The sequence below is a fragment of the Kineococcus endophyticus genome (assembly GCF_040796495.1).
In the GTDB taxonomy this organism is placed as follows: domain Bacteria; phylum Actinomycetota; class Actinomycetes; order Actinomycetales; family Kineococcaceae; genus Kineococcus; species Kineococcus endophyticus.
In genome coordinates this window covers 1-17970 of the sequence record NZ_JBFNQN010000022.1, presented here as the reverse complement: position 1 = coordinate 17970, position 17970 = coordinate 1, and the positions used below count along the sequence as shown (strand labels likewise).

Below are 17970 nucleotides of genomic sequence, written 5' to 3'. Positions count from 1 at the left end.
GCACCCGGGCCCGTTTCGCCTACGGTCGGGCACGTGAGCACCGAACAGCCGCCCCCCGTCCGGGCCATCCTGCGACGCAGCGTGCTGGCCACCAGCGTCGTGGACGACCTGGACGTCGACCTCGACGACGACGGCGTCCGCCTGCCGGGGTGCTCGCCGCTGGAGTGGGCCGACCTCGCGCGCGCCGCCGGTTCCGCCGCGGGCGACGGCGACGAGGACGTCACGCGCCTGCGCGTCGGGGACGTCCTGCACGCCCACCTCGAACTGCACTCCGGGACCGCCCGCGTGGTCCCGCTGGCCGTGCCGGCCGACGCCGACCGCCACCCCGGCTTCGGCTGGACCCACGGGACCGTCCTCGGCGGCGCGCTGCACCTGGGGCTCGGCGTCGTCGTCCCGCACGGCCGCTCCGAACGCACCCTGCCGCTGCCCGTCGCCTCGGCGCGCGCCACCGGCCGGTCGAGCACGGTCGCCGAGCAGGACCTGGCGCGCCTGGAGGACATCGGCGCCCTCGTCGTGCAGCGCCTGCTGCGAGACACCGGCACCCCGACGGCGGGCGTGCTGCGCCCCGTCGGTGGCTGCGACGTGCCGACGCTGCTGGCCTCGCGGACGCTGCGCGAGCACCTCGTGGCCGGTCCAGACCGGACGCCGGGCAACGTCCTGCGCGCGGTCGCGGTGCCGGACCGGACCCGCGGCTGGTTCGACCTGGCCCGCATCGACCCCGCCTACGTGGGTGCGGCGTGGGCGGCGACGGACCCGGCCGACCGGGGTCTGCGCCGGCCCGTCGTCGTCACCCGCGAGGAGGTCGCGCTGGCGCCGACGAGCCCAGACCTCGTCGAGAAGGTGCTCGCCGAGGGCCAGTAGGCCGTGTGGATCCGGTAACGAACAAGACACGGAGCCCTTCGTCCGGTGAAATGGGCGGTGTGCAGCTCGGGGCCACAGCCGCTGAATCCCTCACCATCCGCGGGAACGACGTCTTCCTGCGCGCCGAAGGGCGCACGGAGGTCTACGACCTCGCGTACGCGCGGATGCTCGTCCCCTACCTCAAGGGTGAGCGCCACGTGCCGCCCCTGCGGATGGCGCACTTCCGTCCCGGCATGAAGCCGTGGATCTGCCTCAGCGTCATCGAGGACGACGGTCACGAGCCGAACCTGTCCGGCCTCGCGATCTACTCCGGCCTCGGCACCCACCGCGAGCTCGGCTTCCACCTGTCCCCCTCCGAGGCGTGGCGGATGGCCGAGATGCTCGAGCACGCCCTGCAGGCGCGCGAAGCGGCCTGAGTGGGCGCCGCCGAGCACCTGGCGCGGGTGCGGGCGGAGCTGGACCGGCTGACCCCCGCCGCACTGCTCGCCGAGCAGGCCGCAGGGGCGCTCGTCGTGGACACCAGGACGCCGTCGCAGCGCGCGGTGCAGGGTGAGTTCCCGGGGGCACTGGTCATCGACCGGACCGTGCTGGAGTGGCGGCTGGACCCCACCTGCCCGTACCGGATCCCCGAGGCGACGGGACCGGACCTGCGTGTCGTCGTCGTGTGCCGCCACGGGTTCAGCTCCTCGCTGGCGGCGGCGTCGTTGCGGGCCGTGGGGCTGCGCCGGGCGACCGACCTCGACGGCGGTGTGGAGCGGTGGATCGCCGAAGGGTTCCCGGTGCACCACGGCGCCGTCGACCTGCGGGAGTGAGCTCCTCGTAGAGTCACCTCATGTTCACCAAGCGTCACATCGCGAGGGTCGCAGGCGGGTTGGCGGCGGCCTGCGTCCTGTCCGCCGCCCCTACCGCGCAGGCGGTCAGCACCCCGTTCGTCTACAGCGGCACCGTCCGTGCCGACGGGGTGGACCGCTACGCGACGGCGGCGCTCGTCTCACGGGGGTCGTTCGCGCCCTCGACGGGCTCGACGGTCTTCCTGGCCAGCGGTGAGTCGTTCGCCGACGCCCTGGCCGCCGGACCGGCGGCCGCGAACCTCGACGGCCCCCTGCTCCTCACCGCCGCGAGCGGGCTGCCGACGGCGACCCGGGCCGAACTGACGCGGCTGAAGCCCGCGTCCGTGCACGTCGTGGGCGGGACCGACCGCGTCCCGGACGCCGTCCTCGCCGCCGTCCGGGCGCTGCTGCCGTCGGCGACCGTGGACCGCACCGCCGGCGCGGACCGGTACGCCACGGCCGTGGCGGTGGCGCAGAAGTTCTTCCCCGCCCAGCAGGCGTCGTTCGTCCTGGCCCGCGGGGACGCCTTCCCCGACGCCGTCTCCGGCGCGGCCCTGGCCGGGTGGCGCGGGGAACCGCTGCTGCTGACGGCCCCGGACCGGCTGCCGGACGCGGTGACCACGTGGCTCAGCGCGTCCGAGCGGGCCCGCGTCACCGTCATCGGCAGCACCGACTCGGTCTCGGCAGCCGTGGCGGCGCGCGCCGACCTGTTCCTGTCCGCTCCCGACGCCGTGACGCGCCTCGCGGGCGCCGACCGGTACGCGACGTCCGCCGCGGTCGCCCGCGCCGTGCACGCCCAGTCGCAGGTCGCGGTGGTCGCCACGGGCTCGACGTTCCCCGACGCCCTGGCCGCGGTCCCGGCCGCGGCCGTCAACGGCGCGCCCCTGCTGCTGGTCCCCGGGGACTGCACCCCCGCCGCGACCGGGGCCTACCTGGAGGGGAACGCCGCGCTGCGCGGGGTGCTCGTCGTCGGGGACTCCTCGGCCGTCGCCGACGACGCGCTCGAGCGGGCCTGCTGAGCGACCGCCTCGACGACGCGGCGGGCCACGTCCTGCGGGGCCAGGCCCGCCTCGTCGAGCAGGGTCTCGCGCTCGCCGAAGTCCAGGAACCGTTGCGGGAGAGCGAAGACCTGCACCGTGGTGGCGTCCCGGCGGGACCGCAGGGCAGCGGCCAGGGCCCACCCGACCCCACCGACCTCGCCGCCGTCCTCGAGCACGGCGACGTGGGAGTGCCGCCCCGCGAGGTCGACGAGCGCGTCGTCCACGGGCACGACCCACCGCGGGTCGACGACGGTGACGCCGACGCCGTGCTCCCGGACGCGGCGGGCGACCTCGAGGGCCCGCGGGACGAGGGCACCGACCGCCACGAGCAGCACGTCGTCGCCCGCGGACCACGCCTCACCCTCGAGGACGTCGGCGTGGCCGGCACGGGCGATGGCCGGGATGGCCGCGGGGACCTTGCCCTTGCCGAACCGGACGACGGTCGGGGCGTCCTCGACGGCGACGGCCTCGCGCAGTTCCTCGCGCAGGGTCTCGGCGTCGCGCGGGGCGGCCAGCCGCAGCCCCGGGACCAGCCGGCACAGGCCGAGGTCCCACATGCCGTGGTGGCTGGGGCCGTCCGGGCCCGTCACCCCGGCACGGTCCAGGACGAACGTCACGCCCGCGCGGTGCAGGGCGACGTCGAGGAGCACCTGGTCGAAGGCGCGGTTGAGGAACGTCGCGTAGACCGCCACGACGGGGTGCAGACCGCCCGCGGCCATGCCCGCCGCGGAGGTGGCGGCGTGCTGCTCGGCGATGCCGACGTCGAACACGCGGTCGGGGAACGCGTCGGCGAACTCCTGCAGGCCGACGGGGATCTGCATGGCCGCGGTGACGCCGACGACGTCGCGACGGGTCGTGGCGATCTCGGTGATCTCGCGACTGAACACGCTCGTCCACGACGCCCCGGAACTGGCCTGCGCCTCCCCCGTCTCGGGGTCGATGACCCCGACGGCGTGGAAGTGGTCGGCGTCGTCGGCCAGGGCCGGCTGGTACCCGCGGCCCTTCTGCGTGATGACGTGGACGATGACCGGACCGCCGTACGACTTCGCCCGCCGCAGAGCGTGTTCCACGGCCTCGGTGTCGTGTCCGTCGACGGGTCCGACGTACTTCAGGCCGAGGTCCTCGAACAACCCCTGCGGGGCCACGATGTCCTTCAGCCCCTTCTTGACGCCGTGCAGCGTCTCGTAGGCCAGGCGCCCCGGTGCCCCGCCCTTGCGCAGCGACTGCTTGCCCCAGTCCAGGAGGCGTTCGTACTCCCGCGTCGTGCGCAGGGTCGCGAGGTGGGAGGCCATCCCGCCGATCGTCGGGGCGTAGGACCGTTCGTTGTCGTTGACGACGACGATGACGGGCCGGTCGGACGCGGCGATGTTGTTCAGCGCCTCCCAGGCCATCCCGCCGGTCAGGGCGCCGTCGCCGATGACCGCCACGGCCGTGCGGTCGCGCTCACTGCGCAGGGCGAACGCCTTGGCCAGGCCGTCCGCCCACGACAGCGACGTCGAGGCGTGGGAGTTCTCCACGACGTCGTGCTCGCTCTCGGCCCGCGAGGGGTACCCGGACAGGCCGCCCGCCTCGCGCAGCCGGCTGAAGTCCTGGCGCCCGGTCAGCAGCTTGTGGACGTAGCTCTGGTGGCCGGTGTCGAAGACGATCCGGTCGCGCGGGGAGTCGAAGACGCGGTGCAGGCCGATCGTCAGCTCGACGACGCCGAGGTTCGGGCCCAGGTGGCCCCCCGTCCGGCTGACCGCGGCGACGAGGAAGTCGCGCACCTCCCCGGCCAGCTCCGGCAGCTGCTCCGGGGCCAGGGCCTTGAGGTCGGACGGACCCTGGATGGACTCGAGCAGCCCCATGCGGGGTGGCCTCCTGTGGCTGGGCGGACGGACCCGGCGAGTCTAGGAGCCGCCTGCGACACCGCGGTCGCGAACCCGCCCGGCCGGGTCAACCGTTCACGAGCGGCTCACAGACGCGGCACGAACTTCGTCCCGTCGAGCGCCTGGTCGAGCAGGTCGACGGCCCGGGCGACGCGTCGCAGCCGCAGGTCCTCGCGCTCCAGGACGTCGAAGACGCCGGGCGCGGCCTCCGGTGACAGCCGGTGCGCGAGGTCCCGCCGGGCGGTGCTCGTGGCGCGCCGGACGGCGTCCCGTTGCGCCGCGACGTGGTGCTTGACCAGCCAGACGAGCAGGACGGGCTGGTGCCGCGCCGCGGGGTAGGTCCGGTACTCCGGCGGCGCCTGGTCCAGCAGCCAGGCGACGGCGTCCACGCGCCAGTCCTCCACGTCCTGCGCGTCCGGCGGGGGGACCTCCTGGGGCCACCCCGGCGGGCCGTGGCGCACCACGCGCGACTTCTCGAACACGTGTTCGATGGTAGGCGACGTGGCACACGCCGTCTCGGTGACGCATGGACGGTGACGCATGGACACAGACGTGCGCAGGTCCAGGACGGGGTGCCATCGTGCGAGCTGTGACGCACGGAGCGACGGCTGGCCCCATCGACGGATCCCGCGGGTGCTTGGTCCTCTCCGGGGTTCCCGGAGCCGGGAAGTCCACGGTCGCCGGTCTGGTAGCCGATGCCCTGCCTCGCAGTGCCGTCGTGGCCGCTGACGCGGTGGCGATGATGGTCCGCAGCGGCTGGGTCGGCCCCGTCGACGAGCCCGCCGAGGAGGCTCGGACCCAGCTCGTGCTGCGCGCCCGCAACGTGTGCCTGCTCGCCGGTTCCTTCTCCGAGGCGGGCTTCTTCCCCGTCGTCGACCACGTCGTCGCCGATGCGGTCATGGCGGAGGCGATGGTGCAGTGGCTGACGCCGGCGCCGGTGTGGTTCGTGACCCTGGCACCGGACCTGGCGACCGCGGGTCGGCGCAACACCCGACGCCCCAGCACCGAGCAGGTCGAGTACGACGTCTCAGGTCTGCACGCCACCATCGCAGGCGAACTCAGCGCGCTCGGCTGGTACTTCGACACCACGCACCTGGACGCCGAGTCCACCGCGCGGGCGATCCTCGCGGAAGCACCCCGTCGCGCGCAGGTCTCGTCGAAGAACCGGCCGTGACCTGTCGGCACGCGTCGCCGGCGCCGCGCACCGCAGGGCTCGGAGCGGAACTCCACTCGTCAGCGATGAGCGGTTCAGGACTCGGTCATGCATTCGACCAGGCGGTGGGGTCCTCGAGCCACAACGTCACCTGGCCCCCTTCCCGGCGACTGGTGCCGCCTGAGAACCTGATCGGTGATGACGGAGCCCCCGGAGTGGCCGCCGGTCGCGCGCGCTCTCGCGATCAACCCCGCGCCGCGCGAGGCCGGACTCGCTGACGTCGACGGCATGCGACTGGCCTGGACCAGGAGCGGCCCTCGCGGCACCGGCAAGCCGAGTCTGGTGCTGGTCCACGGTCTGACCGACTCCGCCGACACGTGGAGCCGGGTGGCCCGTGAACTGGAGCTGTCCTACGACGTCGTCAGCTTCGACGCTCGAGGACACGGATCCTCCGACCGTTCCACCGACTACCTCGCCGAGGCCCACACCAGTGACCTCGTCGGACTCACCCGCGCCCTCCACGTGGACCGGCCGGTCATCGTCGGCCACTCCATGGGAGGTGTGCACGCCACTCTGGCGGCCGCACGGATGCCGGTCCGTGCCGTCGTCCTCGAGGACCCCGCCTGGCCCGACGTTCCTGAGGACGGCAGCAAGGACGTCGACGACAGTCGGCGACGTGTGGCCGGAGTGGCCGCCATGTCCGAAGCTGACAGGCGAGCTCACGGGCGCACTCTCCATCCGTCGTGGGACGTCGCCGACCTGGAACTCTGGTCGTCGGCGCAGACGCAGCTCGATCCCGACGTGGTCGACTGGTTCCGCTCCTGGTCGACGACGAACGCCTGGCGTGACCACGTCTCGGCGCTGCACGTCCCCGGCCTCCTGCTCCTGGGCGACCCGGGCGCAGTGTCGCCGCGCATGGCTCTCGAAGCGAGAGAACGCTGGCCCCTGCTGCACGTGGAACTCGTCGCGGGCGCTGGACACGACATCCGACGGGATCGGTTCGACACGTTCACGAGGGCATTGACCGCGTTCCTCGACAGACTCTGAGTGCCACCCCGGAGGGTGGTGACCGGCTTCGGACCTCCTCACCCGCGAGGGCGGTGCTTCTACGCCACGAGCTAGCCCTGGCACAGGTTCTCCTCAGGTCCGCGGCCGCAACTGGTGGCACGGGGAACGGTCCCCGATGTCGAGACGAGGATCGACCATGAAGATGACCAAGCGGATCGTCGGTGCCGGTGTCGCCGGGATCGTCGCCGTCTCGGGCCTGGGCGTGGCGGTGCTCGCCTCCCCCGCCACCGCGGCCACCAGCACCACCGACTCCAGCGGCGCGACCGGAGCGTTGGCCAGCCGTCTGCAGCGGGTCAAGGACGCGCTGGCCGGCCTGGTGAGCGACGGGACCATCACCCAGGACCAGGCCGACAAGGTGGCCGACACGCTCAGCACCAGCGACGCGCTGCGCGGGGGCCCGGGCGGTCACGGTGGCCGCCTCATCGACCTGGACACCGCGGCCACCACGCTGGGACTGAGCCAGGACGACCTGCGCACCGCGCTGCAGGCGGATGGAGCCACCCTGGCCAGCGTCGCCTCCTCCCAGGGGGTGGACGAGCAGAAGCTCGTCGACGCCCTCGTGGCGGCGGCCACGAGCCGCCTGGCCCAGCAGGTCAGCGACGGAAACCTCACCCAGGCCCAGGCCGACGCCCGCACCGCCGACCTGCCCGCCCAGGTGAAGCAGGCGGTGGAGTCCACCTTCCCGGGGCGTGGCGGCCGCGGCGGTCCCGGCGGCGACCACGACGGCGACGGTCCCGGTTCGTCCTCGTCGTCCGGCTCGGGAAGCAGCTCCAGCACTCCCAGCGCCAGCCCGAGCTCGTCCACCGCCGCCTGAGCTTCCGCCTCTCCAGACCGCGCAGCAGGACCCGGCCCGGCCCCCCGGGCGGGTCGGGTCCTGCTGCGGACTGCTCCGTCCGTGAGCCCCACTCCCCTGCTCCACAGCCCTCCCCTAGCCGGCACCGGGCACGGCTGCAGGGTCCACGCCGATGCTCTTCGGGTACAGCCGCGGCGACGGACCACGGCGACCCACCACGAAGGTGACGACATGAGCGCGGTGCTCCCTCCCTCCGCACTGCCGGGACCGGCCGACCGCGCCGCCGTCCCAGCGGGCCCGACGACGACCCGGGCGCGACGCGACGCGACCGTCCGCGCCCTGGCCGGTGCGGCGCTGTGGGGGTCGCTGCTGCTGGTCACCTACTGGTGGCTGACCGGTCGCGGTGCGCAGGACCTCACCGGCTGGGCCACCGGCCTCAGCTCACTCGGCCGGTTGTCCGGACTCTGGGCGTCGGTGCTGCTGCTCGCCCAGGTCCTCCTGATGGCGCGGATCCCCCTGCTGGAGAACGCCTTCGGTCGGGACCGGCTCGCCAAGGTCCACCGCTGGGTCGGGTTCTGCTCCTTCGACCTCGTGCTGGCCCACCTCGTCACCATCACGTGGGGCTACGCGGCCGGGGAACTCACCCGCGTCCCGGCCACCGCCTGGGACCTCGTGACGGACTACCCCGGCATGCTGCTGGCGACGGCGGGAACCCTCGCCCTGGTCGCCGTCGTGGTGACCAGCGTCAAGGCCTCGCGCCGCAGGATGCGGTACGAGTCGTGGCACCTGGTGCACCTCTACGCCTACCTCGGCGTGGGCCTCGCCCTGCCGCACCAGTTGTGGACCGGGACCGACTTCGTCTCCTCCCCGGCCCGCACGGTCTTCTGGTGGACCGCCTGGGGAGCCACGGCCGCCGCCGTGCTGGTCTGGCGGATCGGACTGCCGCTCCTGCGCAGCCGGCGGCACCGGCTGTTCGTGACGCGCGTCGTCCCGGAGGCCCCCGGCGTCGTCTCGGTGCACCTGTCCGGGCGGAGACTGCACCGGCTGCCCGTCGAGGCCGGTCAGTTCCTCGGGTTCCGGTTCCTCGACGGGGCCGGCTGGATGCGCAACCACCCCTACTCCCTGTCGGCCGCTCCCACCCCGTACGGGCTGCGCATCACCGTCCGCACCGACGGGGACGGGGGTCGGCGTCTGGCCTCCGTCCGACCGGGGACCCGCGTCCTGGTCGAGGGCCCCTACGGTCGGCTGTCGGCCCGGGCCCGCACCGCGTCGAAGGTGACGCTCATCGGCGCCGGCGTGGGCATCACGCCCCTGCGGGCGCTGGCCGAGGCCCTTCCGTACGCCCCGGGGGACGCGGTGCTGCTGCACCGGTTCCGCGACCAGCCGCTGTTCCGGGCGGAGTTCGCCGCCCTGACCGCGGGGCGCGGCTTGCGGGTCGTCGACCTGCCCGGACCCCGCCGCGGCGACGGTTCGTGGCTGGGCCGTGGAACTCCACCCGTCGACGACGTCACCGCCCTGCGTTGGCTGGTCCCCGACATCGCCCACCACGACGTGTACGTCTGCGGCCCCCGCGAGTGGGCCCGGGACGTCCGCACCGCAGCCCTGGCCGCCGGCGTGCCCGCCGAGCGCCTCCACCTCGAAGAGTTCGGATGGTGAACGACCATGCTCGATGAGCCGAGTTCCCTGCCTGCCGGGAGCGCGTTCGGCACGCCCACCGGCACCGGGGGTTCGACCCGACGGATCGTCGTGGCGGGCATGAGCACCCTCACCGTCCTGGTGCTGCTCTTCGGGTACCACACGTCCACCGAGGGGGCCGCTGCCGGAACCCTCGCCGCGACGGCGACCGGTACGGGCGCCCTCGGCAGCAGCGCCGCAGTCGGCGGGTCGGCGGGGACGACCGGTGCGACCTCCACGGTGACCGGTTCGGCCGCCAGCACCCGGTGGGGGCCGGTGCAGGTCCGGCTCACCCTCACCGACGGCAAGATCACCGCCGTGGACGTCGTGCAGTACCCGGACGGCAACGGCCGCGACCAGGAGATCAACGCGCAGGCCCTGCCGGTGCTGGTCCAGGAGACCCTGAGCGCGCAGAACGCGGACATCGACATGGTCTCGGGCGCGACCGTCACCAGCACGGGGTACGTCCAGTCCCTGCAGAGCGCCCTGGACCAGATGGGCTGATGGTCCGGCACGTCGACCACGTCATGGGGTTCCCCGTCAGCCTGGCCCTGCGCGGACGGCACGCCGACGACGACCGGAGCCACCGGGCCTGGGCGTCGGTGGTGGCCGACCTCCACCACGTCGACCAGGTGTTCAGCACCTACCGACCGCAGTCGTGGATCAGCCGGCTGGGGCGAGGGGACGTCGGACTCCAGGACTGCCCACCGGAGGTGGCGGAGGTGGTGGACCTGGCCGACCGGGCCCGCCGGGAGTCCGACGGCGCGTTCGACGTCCACCGACGGGGGCAGGACGGCGAGATCGTCCTGGACACCAACGGGGTGGTCAAGGGGTGGGCCCTGCAGCGGGCCGCCGCCCACCTGCGCCAGCTGCCCGACACCGACTTCTGCCTGTCCGGCGGCGGGGACGTGGTGTGCCGCAGCCGTCGGGGCAGCCCACCGTGGCGGATCGGCATCGAGGACCCCTTCGACCCGCACGTCGTGCTGGCGACCGTCCCGGTCGCCAACGGCGCCGTCGCCACGTCGGGAACCGCGCACCGGGGGCAGCACCTGGTCGACGCCCGCACCGGAGGACACCCCACGACCGTCGCTCAGGTGACGGTGGTCGCCGGCTCCTTGACGTGGGCGGACATCGACGCCACCGCCGCCTACGCCCACGACGCGGACGCCGCCCGCTGGTTGGGTGAGCGGCCCGGACGCACCGGCCTCGTGGTGTGGCGCGACGGAACCACCACCACTGTTCCCAGCCTCGGCCGCTGACCCGGACGGGCCGTCGCCGTTCGCCTCGTGTCGAGCACGAGGCGGATGATTTCGTCGGCGGCGCAGCGGTCGTCGTCGAGGAGGTGCGTGCCGAACCGTCGGCAGGACCCGGCCCCCAGGCCCCTGCACGCCGAGCCAGCTGCGTCAGGGTCGGGACCTCTGACGGCCCCACGCCTCGAACTCCTCCTGCACCGCGTCGAAGAACTCCGTCTTGGCGCGGGTGTAGTCGTCGAAGTCCGGGTCCCCGGCGTGCTCGACCGCGACCGCGGCCTTGAACTCGGCGTACCGGTCGCGCGCCTCGGGGTGGGCGCGCAACCAGTCGCGGAACCAGACCGTGTACCGCGCCCAGGGTGACGCGGTGAGCCGCACGTGGAGGATGGACGCCTCCGGTCCGTCGACGTCCCGGGTGAACAGGCGTTTGCGCCACAGCTCGTCCGGGACGACCTCGGAACCACGCGGCAGGTCGCGGTGGACGCCGGGAGAATCCGGACGGGCTCCCACCGCGGGGACGAAACCCACCGGGGCCAGGGCCTCGACGAGGGCCGCGGCGACCGGGAGTTCCATCACCGTCACCTGCAGGTCGACGTAGGCCTTCGCGGACAACCCGGGCACCGACGTCGACCCGATGTGCTCGAACGACTCCGCCACACCGAGGGGCGCGAGGACCCGCCGCACGTCGGCGAGGAGCCGGGCTGCTCGCAGCGGCCACTCGGGGTCGTAGGGGCGCAGCACAGCGGGTCCGGGCACCCGAGAACGGTAGCCCGCCGGCCAGGGACGACCGTCAGACCGACACCCCCGCATCGACGTAGTTCCTCGTCCACTCCTCCCACACGGCCGCCGCCCGCCACCCCGGGTCCGGGACGGGGCCGAGAACTCCCCACAACCGCAGCGCGTTCCAGGCCAGCGCGGTGGACGCGGCCCGCTGCACGTCGGCGTCCCGGCCGACCGCCAGGCCCTGGACGCGGCGGCGTCCGGCCATGAGGCCGGCCAGGTCCCGCCAGCCGGGTCGGGCCGGGTCGGAGTTCAGCACCTGGGCGTACGCAGCCTCCACGACCCACGACATCCGGGAGGGTTCGCAGTCCACGAGCACCGCCGGCGAGCGGACGGGGGCGGGCGCGCGCACCAGGGCGTTGGCGAGGTGGAGGTCGCCGTGGCAGACCTCGGGCGGGCAGATCTCGACCAGGAGTTCCCAGTCGACGTCGAGCCGGGAGAGCAGGACGTCCACGGGACCGGGCGCTCCGCGGTCCCGTGCGAGGACGATCCAGTCGCGCACCTGGTCCCGGGTGAGGTCGCCGGCGGCCAGCCGGACGTCGCGGGCGGCCCGCTGGAAACGCACCCCGGCGTCCACCAGCGCGGTCAACTCCGCACCGCCCCAGCCACCGTCCAGGCCGTGGGGCAGGCGTTCCAGCACCAGCCACCCCAGGTCGGCTCCCGCGAGGCGGAGCCCGCCCGCGAACACCCGCGGGACGAGGGAGGGTTCCGAGCCCGCGAGTTCCCGGGTCCACGCCACCTGCGCCGGTGAGGCGCCGACCTTCACCAGGACCTCGACACCCGCATCCGCCCAGTTCCCGATCAGGTGCACGCTCCCGCTGCCCCACGGCATCGACCGGGGGCCGGAACCCGCGAAGGACGCCAGGGCGGGTTCGGCGCGCACGAGGTCGTGGACGCGCGCGAGGTCGGCCGCCGTGAGCACCCCGGGAAGGCTAGCCCGTCCGCTGCGTCAGGCTGGGCGCATGAGCGAGGACGCGCGACGCTTCTGGGACGAACAGGCCGCCACCTTCGACGAGGCCGCCGACCACGGGTTGCGCGACCCGGGGGTCCGGCGGGCGTGGTCGGACCTCCTGCTCCCGCTGCTGCCGTCCGGCGCCGTCGTCGCCGACCTCGGCTGCGGCACGGGCACCCTGTCCGTGCTGCTGGCGGAAGCGGGTCACGACGTCCACGGCGTGGACCTCTCGCCGCGCATGGTCGAGGCGGCCCGCGCCAAGGCGGACGCCGCCGGAGTCCCGGCCCGCTTCAGCGTGGGCGACGCCGCCGACCCTCCGGTCGAGCCCGGGTCCGTCGACGTGGTCCTCGCACGCCACGTCCTGTGGGCGTTCGAGGACCCGGCCGACGTGCTGGGCGCGTGGACGCGCCTGCTGCGTCCGGGAGGACGCTTCCTGCTCGTGGAGGGTCGGTGGTCCACCGGGGCTGGCCTGAGGGCGGCGGAGCTGGCCGACCTGGTCCGGCGCCACCGCGGGGAGGCCGCGGTGACGCGCCTGACCGCGCCGGCCTACTGGGGTGGCCCGGTGGAGGACGAGCGGTACCTCGTCGTCAGCCGCCGGTGAGGGCCCGCCTCCTGCTGCGGGAGAGCCCGGACTTCCGGCGCCTCCTCGGCAGCAGCACCGTCTCGCTGCTGGGGTCGAGCACCACCGCGGTCGCCCTGCCGCTGACGGCCGTGACCGTGCTGCAGGCGTCCCCGTGGCAGATGGGTCTCCTGTCCGCCGGCGGGCTGCTGCCCAACCTCCTGTTCGCCCTCCCCGCCGGGGTGTGGCTGTCCCGCAGGCCGTTGCGGCGGGTGCTCGTCGCGACCGACCTCGCCCAGGCCGTCCTCAGCGCCGCGGTCCCCGTCCTGGCCGTCCTCGACGTCCTCCGCCTGTGGCAGCTCGGCGTGGTCGTGGTGCTGGCCGGCACCTGCAGCCTGTTCGACGCCGTGGCCGCCGAGTCCCTCACGCCCGCGGTCGTGCCGCGGGCCGACCTGCTGACGGCGAACGGGCTGCGCGCCCTCAGTTCCTCGACGGTCGGGACCAGCGGCAACGCCGTCGCGGGCCTCCTCGTGAGTCTGCTGACGGCACCGCTGGCCCTGCTGGTCGACGCCGTGTCCTTCGTCGTCTCGGCGCTGTGGCGCCGACGGCTCACCGTCGACGGCCGGACCGCCTCCTCGGGTCCGGTGGAGCGCGAACCCCTGCGGCGACTGGCCGCACGGGGCGTCACCGTGCTGTGGCGCGAACCCGCCCTGCGCTGGACGACGCTCGCCGCCACGGCGGGTGCGCTGGCGGGTGCCGTCCAGAACGTGGTCCTCGTCCTCTTCCTCGCCCGGGAGCTGCACCTGCCGGACGTGGGGGTCGGCCTCGTCGTCGCCGTCGCGGGCGCCGCCGGGATCGTCGGCGCCCTGGTCGGTCCCGCCGTCACCACCCGCTGCGGCAGCGGGCGGACGTTCCTCCTCGGGATGCTGCTCACGGGCCTCGCCGGTCTCGTGCTGGCCGCGGCGACAGGGCCCTGGGCGGTCGTGGTCGCGCTGCTCGTGGCCGGGCAGGCCCTGCGCGGTGTGGGACCGGCCTTCTTCGGGATGAACCAGCAAACGCTGCGGCAGACCCTCGTCCCGGCCGAGCACCTGCCGCAGGCCCTGGCGACGTGGCGGCTGCTCGTGCACGGCGTCCAGCCCGTCGGCGCCCTCGTCGGCGGTGTCCTCGGCGCTGCCGTCGGCCTGCGGTGGACGCTCGTCGCGGGCAGCGTCCTCCTGCTCCTCGCGACCGCCGCGGCCACGCGCCCGCTCGTCGGTCCGCCTCCGCGACGCTAGGCGGGACCGGCCTGGACCTGCGGAGGGGTGCGCCCCTGCCGACGGTGCTGCAGCGGCGGGATCCAGCGCGTCACCAACGCCCGGGCGATCGCGGCGTGGCCCAGGGCGCTGGGGTGGTCCCCGTCCGCGGCCAGCAACGGGGTCGGGTCCACCGTCCCGTCGTCGCCGTGGAACACCGGGCCGAGGTCGACGTAGGTCGCGGCGTGCCGGGCGGCGTCGGCGGCCAGGGCGGCGTTGACCTCCGCCGTCAGCCGCACCTGCGCGTCGGCCTGCCGCGGTGTGCAGAGCGCGCGGGCCACCGCCCCGTCCAGCCCGACGGCCCAGTACCCGGTGACGAACACCCGCGGGTGGCGCGGGGAGGCGTCCAGGTCGGTGAGGAGCGCGTCGACGGAGGAGGAGACGTCCTGCACGCCGGCCTGCACCTGCGCCTGCCAGGCCTCGGTGGCGGCCGTGCGCGCGGGGTCCGGGACGGACGCCGCGGAGGGTTCGACGTCGTTGGCACCGATGGTGATGACGACGTCGTCGGCCGACTGCAACGCGGACCGAAGGGCCGGTTCCCGCGAGGCGGCCAGCGCGTCGGCCGCCGTCGCACCGTCGATCCCGTGCGTCTCCACGCTGACGGGGATGCCGGTGGCCGCGGTCACGTCGCGACCGAACCGGGTGGGGAACCCGGTGCAGCCGCAGCCGTGGGCCGCGGTCACCGAGTCCCCCAGGGCCACCAGCCGCAGAGGTGCGGTGGCCGCCACCGCCGGGGCGGAGGCGGCCGCGAGGAGGGTCACGCCGGCGACCACGACCCCGACCACGGGGAGGGCCGCACGACCACGCCACCCCAGCGCGCGAGCTCCCGTCGACGTCACCAGCACTCACCGCCGGACCACCGCAGCCGCGACGTCACCCGTTCTGCGAGAGCGCGTCCCGAGCCGCCTCCACGACTCCGGCGACCGTGACCCCGAAGTGCTCGAACAACGTGGCGGGCGGTGCGGAGGCGCCGAAGTCCTCGATGCTCACCGTCCGACCGTCGAGACCGACGAGGTCGTGCCAGCTCTGGGCGGCGGCCGCCTCGACGGAGACGCGGGCCCGGATCCGCGCCGGCAGGACGGACTCCCGGTACGCCTCGTCCTGCTCGGCGAACCACTCCCGGCACGGCATCGACACGACGCGCACCCGGACGCCCCCCGCCGCGAGCGTGCGCCCGGCCTCCACCGCGAGCTGGAGTTCGGAGCCGGTGGCGATGAGGACGACGGCCGGGTCTCCCCCGGGCCCGCCCTCCCACCGGACGAAACCGCCGCGCACGGCGCCGTCGGCGGAGGAGAAACCGTCCCCGTCCTCGGGCAGCACGGGCAGGGACTGACGGCTCAGCGCGAACGCGGCCGGCCGACCCCGGTGGCCGAGGACCTTCCACAGCACCGCGCTCGCCTCGTTCGCGTCCCCGGGGCGCAGGACGTCGAGACCGGGCATGGCGCGCAGGGAGGCGAGGTGCTCGACGGGCTGGTGGGTCGGGCCGTCCTCCCCCAGGCCGATCGAGTCGTGGGTCCAGACGTACAGCGTGGGCAACCCCATGAGCGCGGCGAGCCGCACGGCGGGCCGCATGTAGTCGGAGAACACGAGGAACGTCCCGCCGTACGGACGGGACAACCCCGAGTGGGCGATGCCGTTGAGCGCCGCGGCCATGAAGTGCTCGCGGATCCCCCAGTGGATGGTCTGGCCCGCGGGGTGGGCGTTCGGTTCGGTGCTGCCGGCGGGCAGGAAGGACGTCGGGGCGATGGTGGTGCCGTTGCTGTCCCCGAGGTCGGCCGAACCGCCCCAGACCTCCGGCAGTTCCGCGGCGGCGGCCACGAGCCCCAGGCGGAACGCCTTGCGGGTGGACACGCTGTCTCCCGCCGCGAACCGGGGACGCGCCTGCGGGAAGGAGTCGGGGACGAGGCCGGCCTCGAGACGCTGCAGCAGTGCGTGTTCGGCCGGTCGGCGCGCGGCCCACGCGGCGAAGCGTTCGTCCCACTCGGCGCGCGCGGCCACGGCCCGCTCCCGGGCGTGGCCCCGGGTCCAGGCGAGCAATTCCGGGTCGACGGCGAAGGTCGCCTCAGGGTCGGCCCCCAGCAGTTCCTTCGCCCGGGCGACGGCCTCGGACCCCAGCAGCGAACCGTGCGACCCCGGGGTGTCCTGGCGGCCGGGGACGGACCAGGCGATGATGCTGCGCACCAGGACGATCGACGGTCGTTCCGTCTCGTCCGCCGCCGCCTCGAGGGCCCGGGAGAGCGCTGCGACGTCGACGTCCCCGTCGGGGGCGAGGTCGACGGTCTGGACGTGCCAGCCGTACGCCACGTACCGGGCGGCGGTGTCCTCGCTGGTGACGAGGGCGGTGCTGCCCTCGATCGAGATGCGGTTGTCGTCGTAGACGACCGTGAGGTTCCCCAGCCGCTGGTGACCGGCGAACGCGCTCGCCTCGGAGGTCACCCCCTCCTGCACGTCCCCGTCGGAGCACAGGACGACGACGCGGTGGTCGAACGGGCTCGTCCCGGCCGGTGCGTCGGGGTCGAGCAGACCGCGTTCGCGGCGTGCGCCCATGGCCATCCCGACCGCGGTCGCCAGCCCCTGTCCGAGGGGCCCGGTGGTGGTCTCGACACCCGGCGTGTGCCCGAACTCCGGGTGGGCCGGGGTCTGGCTGCCGGCCGTGCGGTAGGCCTTCAGGTCGTCGAGGGTCATCGGGTACCCGGCGAGGAACAACTGGATGTACTGGGTGAGGCTGGAGTGGCCGCAGGAGAGGACGAAGCGGTCCCGTCCCCGCCACGTCGGGTCGGACGGGTCGTGCCGCAGGTGGTGCTGGAACAGCAGGTGCCCGACGGGGGCCAGGGTGACGGCCGTCCCGGGGTGGCCGTGGCCTGCGTTCTCGGTGGCGTCCATGGCGAGGACGCGGGCGGTGACGACGGCCTCGTCGTCGCGGGCCGTCCAACGGGTGGGGGGCGCACTGGTGAGCGTGGTCATGGTGGCTCCAGGGTTCGTGGCTCCGCGGAGCCGGGGAGTTCGGGAGGTGCAGTTCCAGAGGACGGGACGGCCCTCAGGCCAGTCGGGGGTCCGGCGCGAGTCGGACGACGCGGTCGGCGCGCGGGCGCGTCCCGGTGATGAGTTCGGCGTTGTCCTGGTCCGGTCCCCAGGACCGCGCGTGCGCCTCCTCGGGGGACCGCCCGTACCGGACGTGGCGGTCGACGAGCCGGTCCAGGCGGGTCGACTCCCCCGGATCGACGAACCAGCAGGCGTCGAGCAGAGCGGCGACCTGGTTCCAGACGGGTCGGTCCAGGAGGAGGTAGTTCCCTTCGGTGACGACGAGCGGGACGTCGGCCGGGACGGGGATGCTGCCGGCGATCCCGGCTTCCAGCGCGCGGTCGAACGACGGTGCGTAGACCACCTCGTCGACCCCGTCGTCCTGGTTGCGCATCCGCCGCAACAGGTTCAGGTACCCGGCGGCGTCGAACGTGTCCGCCGCGCCCTTGCGGGAGTGGCGGCCGAGCCGGTGCAGTTCGGGGTCGGCGAGGTGGAACCCGTCGAGCGGCACGAACACCGCGTGCGGACCGAGCGCGGCCACGAGTTCCTCCGCGAGGCGCGACTTCCCGGCGCCGGGCGCACCCGTGAGTCCCAGGATGCGCCGCCGCCCGGGTTCGACCATCGCCCGGGCGAGGTCGACGAGGTCGTCCAGGTCGTCGAGGCGGTCGTCCAGCTGCTCGGAGGCCTCAGGCACGGACGGCCTGGTCCTCGGCGGGGACGGTGACGGCGCCGGTCATGATCGCCACCCCCTCACCCATCGAGTGCGACGACGGGGTGATCACCGCCGCCCGCCGACCCAACCGCTGGATGTGGATCCGGTCCGCCACCTGCC

General features: G+C 74.5%; 19 protein-coding genes and 1 pseudogene. 12 read left to right on the top strand and 8 right to left on the bottom strand.

Annotated elements, in window-relative coordinates:
- Positions 1 to 33: 33 nt before the first annotated feature.
- From AB1207_RS23595 to AB1207_RS23580, 4 genes are read left to right on the top strand one after another with little or no spacing between them, the layout of a single operon-like run.
- Positions 34 to 861 (top strand): hypothetical protein, encoded by an 828-nt coding sequence (locus AB1207_RS23595; protein ID WP_367641200.1) that lies wholly within the window; start codon positions 34 to 36, stop codon positions 859 to 861.
- 59 nt (positions 862 to 920) lie between these two features.
- Positions 921 to 1277, top strand: a complete 357-nt coding sequence (locus AB1207_RS23590) for a hypothetical protein (RefSeq protein WP_367641199.1) — start codon at positions 921 to 923, stop codon at positions 1275 to 1277.
- Entirely contained in the window at positions 1278 to 1673 is a 396-nt protein-coding gene (locus AB1207_RS23585; protein ID WP_437179014.1) for a rhodanese-like domain-containing protein, read from the top strand.
- A 20-nt stretch (positions 1674 to 1693) separates the two neighbouring features.
- A complete protein-coding gene (locus tag AB1207_RS23580; protein WP_367641197.1) occupies positions 1694 to 2710 on the top strand; it encodes a cell wall-binding repeat-containing protein in 1017 nt (338 codons plus the stop codon).
- Here AB1207_RS23580 and dxs read toward each other — a convergent pair.
- Together dxs and AB1207_RS23570 are read right to left on the bottom strand one after the other, a co-directional pair.
- Positions 2620 to 4575 (bottom strand): 1-deoxy-D-xylulose-5-phosphate synthase, encoded by a 1956-nt coding sequence (gene dxs / locus AB1207_RS23575; protein WP_367641196.1) that lies wholly within the window; start codon positions 4573 to 4575, stop codon positions 2620 to 2622. The genes AB1207_RS23580 and dxs overlap by 91 nt on opposite strands.
- Before the next feature lie 107 nt (positions 4576 to 4682).
- Positions 4683 to 5078 (bottom strand): hypothetical protein, encoded by a 396-nt coding sequence (locus AB1207_RS23570; protein WP_367641194.1) that lies wholly within the window; start codon positions 5076 to 5078, stop codon positions 4683 to 4685.
- 44 nt (positions 5079 to 5122) lie between these two features.
- Here AB1207_RS23570 and AB1207_RS23565 point away from each other — a divergent pair, with 44 nt between their 5' ends.
- The 6 genes from AB1207_RS23565 (at position 5123) to AB1207_RS23540 (ending at position 10543) form a co-directional block, all read left to right on the top strand.
- Complete coding sequence (locus AB1207_RS23565; protein ID WP_367641192.1) at positions 5123 to 5770, top strand: ATP-binding protein; 648 nt, start codon at positions 5123 to 5125, stop codon at positions 5768 to 5770.
- Between the two features lie 177 nt (positions 5771 to 5947).
- Positions 5948 to 6796, top strand: a complete 849-nt coding sequence (locus AB1207_RS23560; RefSeq protein ID WP_367641191.1) for an alpha/beta fold hydrolase — start codon at positions 5948 to 5950, stop codon at positions 6794 to 6796.
- Positions 6797 to 6953: 157 nt separating this feature from the next.
- Entirely contained in the window at positions 6954 to 7631 is a 678-nt protein-coding gene (locus AB1207_RS23555; protein WP_367641189.1) for a hypothetical protein, read from the top strand.
- A 210-nt stretch (positions 7632 to 7841) separates the two neighbouring features.
- The gene (locus AB1207_RS23550; protein WP_367641188.1) at positions 7842 to 9266 is read left to right on the top strand and encodes a ferredoxin reductase family protein; all 1425 of its coding nucleotides are present in this window, start codon (positions 7842 to 7844) and stop codon (positions 9264 to 9266) included.
- Between the two features lie 99 nt (positions 9267 to 9365).
- The gene (locus tag AB1207_RS23545) at positions 9366 to 9788 is read left to right on the top strand and encodes an FMN-binding protein (RefSeq protein WP_367641187.1); all 423 of its coding nucleotides are present in this window, start codon (positions 9366 to 9368) and stop codon (positions 9786 to 9788) included.
- Positions 9788 to 10543, top strand: a complete 756-nt coding sequence (locus AB1207_RS23540) for an FAD:protein FMN transferase (RefSeq protein ID WP_367641185.1) — start codon at positions 9788 to 9790, stop codon at positions 10541 to 10543. The genes AB1207_RS23545 and AB1207_RS23540 overlap by 1 nt, the downstream gene beginning before the upstream one ends.
- A 144-nt stretch (positions 10544 to 10687) precedes the next feature.
- Here AB1207_RS23540 and AB1207_RS23535 read toward each other — a convergent pair whose 3' ends face one another.
- Positions 10688 to 11290: a GrpB family protein gene (locus AB1207_RS23535; RefSeq protein ID WP_367641183.1), complete on the bottom strand. Its 603-nt coding sequence runs from the start codon at positions 11288 to 11290 to the stop codon at positions 10688 to 10690.
- Between the two features lie 34 nt (positions 11291 to 11324).
- A complete protein-coding gene (locus AB1207_RS23530; RefSeq protein WP_367641182.1) occupies positions 11325 to 12236 on the bottom strand; it encodes an aminoglycoside phosphotransferase family protein in 912 nt (303 codons plus the stop codon).
- A gap of 40 nt (positions 12237 to 12276) precedes the next feature.
- Here AB1207_RS23530 and AB1207_RS23525 point away from each other — a divergent pair, with 40 nt between their 5' ends.
- Together AB1207_RS23525 and AB1207_RS23520 are read left to right on the top strand one after the other, a co-directional pair.
- On the top strand, positions 12277 to 12867 hold the full coding sequence (locus tag AB1207_RS23525) for a class I SAM-dependent methyltransferase (protein WP_367641181.1): 591 nt from the start codon (positions 12277 to 12279) through the stop codon (positions 12865 to 12867).
- Entirely contained in the window at positions 12864 to 14099 is a 1236-nt protein-coding gene (locus AB1207_RS23520; protein ID WP_367641180.1) for an MFS transporter, read from the top strand. Before AB1207_RS23525 ends, AB1207_RS23520 begins: the two co-directional genes overlap by 4 nt.
- Here the strand turns inward: AB1207_RS23520 and AB1207_RS23515 are convergent.
- The 4 genes and pseudogenes from AB1207_RS23515 to AB1207_RS23500 form a co-directional block, all read right to left on the bottom strand.
- Positions 14096 to 14878 (bottom strand): SGNH/GDSL hydrolase family protein, encoded by a 783-nt coding sequence (locus tag AB1207_RS23515; protein WP_367641178.1) that lies wholly within the window; start codon positions 14876 to 14878, stop codon positions 14096 to 14098. The two genes, AB1207_RS23520 and AB1207_RS23515, sit on opposite strands and share 4 nt — an antisense overlap.
- A gap of 112 nt (positions 14879 to 14990) precedes the next feature.
- On the bottom strand, positions 14991 to 17081 hold the full coding sequence (locus AB1207_RS23510; RefSeq protein WP_367641176.1) for a transketolase family protein: 2091 nt from the start codon (positions 17079 to 17081) through the stop codon (positions 14991 to 14993).
- Between the two features lie 73 nt (positions 17082 to 17154).
- A complete protein-coding gene (locus AB1207_RS23505) occupies positions 17155 to 17760 on the bottom strand; it encodes a nucleoside/nucleotide kinase family protein (RefSeq protein ID WP_437179016.1) in 606 nt (201 codons plus the stop codon).
- Between the two features lie 64 nt (positions 17761 to 17824).
- Positions 17825 to 17970, bottom strand: a pseudogene (locus AB1207_RS23500) (sugar ABC transporter ATP-binding protein); the annotation flags it as partial.

What these genes read in the sequence shown, in the direction of transcription:
- AB1207_RS23560 (WP_367641191.1), top strand. Translation starts at nt 5,948, where the DNA reads ATGACGGAGCCCCCGGAGTGGCCGCCGGTCGCGCGCGCTCTCGCGATC.
- AB1207_RS23540 (WP_367641185.1), top strand. Translation starts at nt 9,788, where the DNA reads ATGGTCCGGCACGTCGACCACGTCATGGGGTTCCCCGTCAGCCTGGCC.
- AB1207_RS23555 (WP_367641189.1), top strand. Translation starts at nt 6,954, where the DNA reads ATGAAGATGACCAAGCGGATCGTCGGTGCCGGTGTCGCCGGGATCGTC.
- AB1207_RS23510 (WP_367641176.1), bottom strand. Translation starts at nt 17,081, where the DNA reads ATGACCACGCTCACCAGTGCGCCCCCCACCCGTTGGACGGCCCGCGAC.
- AB1207_RS23550 (WP_367641188.1), top strand. Translation starts at nt 7,842, where the DNA reads ATGAGCGCGGTGCTCCCTCCCTCCGCACTGCCGGGACCGGCCGACCGC.
- AB1207_RS23580 (WP_367641197.1), top strand. Translation starts at nt 1,694, where the DNA reads ATGTTCACCAAGCGTCACATCGCGAGGGTCGCAGGCGGGTTGGCGGCG.
- dxs (WP_367641196.1), bottom strand. Translation starts at nt 4,575, where the DNA reads ATGGGGCTGCTCGAGTCCATCCAGGGTCCGTCCGACCTCAAGGCCCTG.
- AB1207_RS23525 (WP_367641181.1), top strand. Translation starts at nt 12,277, where the DNA reads ATGAGCGAGGACGCGCGACGCTTCTGGGACGAACAGGCCGCCACCTTC.
- AB1207_RS23545 (WP_367641187.1), top strand. Translation starts at nt 9,366, where the DNA reads ATGAGCACCCTCACCGTCCTGGTGCTGCTCTTCGGGTACCACACGTCC.
- AB1207_RS23505 (WP_437179016.1), bottom strand. Translation starts at nt 17,760, where the DNA reads ATGGTCGAACCCGGGCGGCGGCGCATCCTGGGACTCACGGGTGCGCCC.
- AB1207_RS23565 (WP_367641192.1), top strand. Translation starts at nt 5,123, where the DNA reads ATGGACGGTGACGCATGGACACAGACGTGCGCAGGTCCAGGACGGGGT.